This is a genomic window from Pseudoalteromonas sp. TB51 (assembly GCF_000498055.1).
GTDB lineage: Bacteria > Pseudomonadota > Gammaproteobacteria > Enterobacterales > Alteromonadaceae > Pseudoalteromonas > Pseudoalteromonas atlantica.
Genome location: NZ_AUTO01000185.1, coordinates 1 through 3,296, shown reverse-complemented (window position 1 = coordinate 3,296; position 3,296 = coordinate 1). Strand labels below are relative to the sequence as shown.

Sequence of the window (3,296 nt, the reverse complement as noted above, 5' to 3'; positions counted from 1 at the left end):
CCGAGGACAGGCTAGGGCGCGGCGCAGTCCCTGATATGGATTTAGCGCACAATGCACTCCTTACCAGTTTTGATAGTGGTTTAGTTAAAAACGGCTTTTTAGTAAAACAAAAAATTAGCCAACTCGCCGACAAAATCATTAAAAAATACAACGTAAAAACCCCAAGCAACCGTACTCACGCAGCAAGTCTTTCGGGCGGTAATTTGCAAAAGTTTATTATTGGCCGAGAGGTTGAGCAAAACCCACAATTGCTGGTTATGTCGCACCCTACTTGGGGTGTAGATATTGGCGCGCAAGTTGCCATTCACGAGGCAATTTTAACGCTGCGCGACGAAGGCTGTGCAGTACTGGTTATTTCAGAAGATTTAGACGAGCTCTATAAAATTTGTGACCGTATTGGTGCAATTTGCGATGGTAAGCTCTCACCTATTTTAAATACCGACTGTGTACCACTTGTGCAATTAGGGCAGTGGATGGCGGGCGATTTTAATCACGACACTAAAAGCAACATAGCAAAAATAACACCGCAAGGAGCGCTGGCATGATAAAGCTTGAACCCCGCGTAGAGCGCTCAAACACATGGAGTTATCTCTCTCCTGTTTTAGCCATTTTACTCACTTTAATAACAGGTTATGTGGTGTTTGCCTTATTAGGGCACGACTCGATTAATGCCTTATATACCTTACTCGTAGCGCCTATTTCTGATTGGTACGGCGTTACCGAGCTATTAGTAATGACCATTCCAATTTTATTATGTGCCTATGGTTTAGCGCTGTGTTACAGGGCGTCGGTGTGGAATATAGGTGCTGAAGGGCAGCTACTGATTGGCGGCGTATGCGCCAGTGCCGTAGCTGTTAACTTTGTTGACTCTACAAGTTCTTTTGCATTAGGGCTTACATTACTTGCAGGTATTGCCGGTGGCATGCTGTGGGCAGGCTTAGCCGCCTTTATGAAATTACGTTTAAACACCAACGAAATTTTAGTCACCATTATGCTCAATTACATTGCCGTTAATGTGTTGCTGTGGTCAGTACACGGCCCATTAAAAGACCCATACGGCTATAACTTTCCTGAAAGCGCCTTATTTGGCGATAGCACCTTACTACCAGTTTTATTTGAGGGTACTCGCCTTCATTTAGGGCTTGCATTTGCGTTATTAGCGCTGTGTGCCACATGGGTGTTTATTAGTAAAACCTTTGTGGGTTTTCAAATACAAGTACTAGGGCTTGATGCATCGGCTGCCAAAATGGCGGGCTATAAACGTGCGCTTTTAATTGCTGGTGTATTAGTAATAAGTGGCGGGTTAGCTGGGCTTGCAGGGGCTGGCGAGGTAGCTGGGCCTATAGGGCAATTAGTGCCGCAAATATCCCCCGGTTATGGTTACGCCGCAATTATTGTGGCCTTTTTAGGGCGCTTACATCCGCTTGGGATCACCTTAGCAGGGCTGTTAATGGGGCTTATTTATATGGGCGGCGAAATGGCGCAAATAGAAATTGGCCTACCCAATGCCATTACCGGCATTTTTCAGGGCTTAATGCTGTTTTATTTACTCTCGTGCGATGTGCTTATTGGTTATCGCATTAAATTGTTACTGCCATTTAAACAACAAAAAACGCAGCTAACACCCATCGCACAGGAATCTTAAACATGGATTTAGAGGTAATCACAAATATTTTATACGCCACTATTCGCACCGGCACGCCTTTATTGCTGGTGGCTCTAGGTGAAATGGTATGCGAAAAAAGCGGTACACTTAACCTTGGGCAAGAGGGCATGATGTTATTAGGCGCGGTGGCAGGGTTTATAACCATGTACCAATGCGACAACCTCTTTATAGGCTTTAGTGTGGCTGCGCTTGTGGGGGTTATGGCGTCGTTAGTATTTGCGTTTGTAGCACTTAATTTAAATGCTAGCCAAGTGGCTGCTGGGTTAGCGCTAACGATTTTTGGCACGGGCTTGTCGGCATTTTTAGGCGTTGATTACGAGGGCAAAACCATTAATGCCTTACCTACTTTAGCAATTGCAGGGTTTGAGCATATTCCGCTACTGGGCAAAGCGCTGTTTTCGCAAGATGCCATTGTGTATTTAAGTTGGGCATTAGTACTTGGTGCTTATTTATTTTTTAAATACCACAGGGCAGGGCTTGCGGTACGCGCCATTGGTGAAAACCCTGGCGTTGGTAATAACTTAGGCTTGCCTGTAATGCGTACTCGCTATTTAGCGGTGATGTTTGGCGGCGCAATGGCGGGTATTGCAGGGGCGTACTTGTCGCTTGCTTACACACCCCTTTGGACACAAAACATGACCTCGGGACGTGGCTGGATAGCACTGGCTTTAGTGGTATTTGCAAGTTGGCGAATTGAGCGGGTAATGCTAGGCGCTTATTTATTTGGTTTTGCCAGCATTATGCACTTAGTGGCACAGGCGCTTGGCTTAGCGGTGGATTCTAATTTACTGGCCATGCTGCCTTATGGTGCAACGCTTATAGTACTGATTATGCTAAGTAAAAATAAACAAAAACTAAAAATGTACGAACCCATGTGGCTAGGTAAACCTTGGCATAAGGGGCATTAAAAATTTTATACAAAGAGTAACAATAAGCCTTCAACAGGATATTAAAAATACAACACGGAGAATAACAATGAAAAAACTAATAGCAGCGCTTGGCGTAGCACTTAGCTTAGGGTTAAGCACGAGTGCGCTGGCAAAAGACAGCGTAAAAGTAGGGTTTGTATATGTAAGCCCGATTGGCGAAGCTGGTTGGACTTACACCCACGATGTAAGCCGCCGCTACCTAGAGGATAAATTTGGCGAAAAAATAAAAACCACCTTTGTAGAGAGCGTGCCAGAGGGCGCCGATGCAGAGCGAGTTATTACACAACTAGCCAAAAGCGGGCACGATTTAATATTTACCACCTCGTTTGGCTACATGAACCCGACCATTAAAGTGGCTAAACGTTTTCCTAACGTAAAGTTTGAGCATGCAACAGGTTATAAACGCGCTAAAAATGTGGGCACTTATTTTGACCGTATTTACGAAGGGCGCTACTTAACCGGTGTTATTGCTGGGCACATGAGTAAATCTGACAGTATTGGCTATATTGCCGCGTTTCCTATTCCTGAGGTAATACGCGGTATTAACGCGTTTACTTTAGGCCTGCGCTCAGTAAAACCTAACGCAAAAGTAAAAGTAGTGTGGGTTAATAGCTGGTTTGATCCTGGTAAAGAGCGCGAAGCTGCCGACAGTTTAATCGACCAAGGTGTTGATATTATTACCCAGCACACCGACTCTCCCG

At 45.0% G+C, this 3,296-nt stretch carries 3 protein-coding genes and 1 pseudogene; all 4 read left to right on the top strand.

From position 1 onward, the window contains the following. A pseudogene (locus tag L650_RS0109960) lies at positions 1 to 545 on the top strand (ABC transporter ATP-binding protein); the annotation flags it as partial. Next, positions 542 to 1,645 (top strand): ABC transporter permease, encoded by a 1,104-nt coding sequence (locus tag L650_RS0109955; RefSeq protein WP_029773013.1) that lies wholly within the window; start codon positions 542 to 544, stop codon positions 1,643 to 1,645. The pseudogene L650_RS0109960 and the gene L650_RS0109955, both read left to right, overlap by 4 nt. Before the next feature lie 2 nt (positions 1,646 to 1,647). Then, a complete protein-coding gene (locus L650_RS0109950; protein ID WP_029773012.1) occupies positions 1,648 to 2,574 on the top strand; it encodes an ABC transporter permease in 927 nt (308 codons plus the stop codon). Between the two features lie 67 nt (positions 2,575 to 2,641). Beyond that, positions 2,642 to 3,296: BMP family ABC transporter substrate-binding protein (locus L650_RS0109945; RefSeq protein ID WP_029773011.1), on the top strand; the 655-nt coding region annotated here is incomplete at its 3' end.

What these genes read in the sequence shown, in the direction of transcription:
- L650_RS0109955 (WP_029773013.1), top strand. Translation starts at nt 542, where the DNA reads ATGATAAAGCTTGAACCCCGCGTAGAGCGCTCAAACACATGGAGTTAT.
- L650_RS0109950 (WP_029773012.1), top strand. Translation starts at nt 1,648, where the DNA reads ATGGATTTAGAGGTAATCACAAATATTTTATACGCCACTATTCGCACC.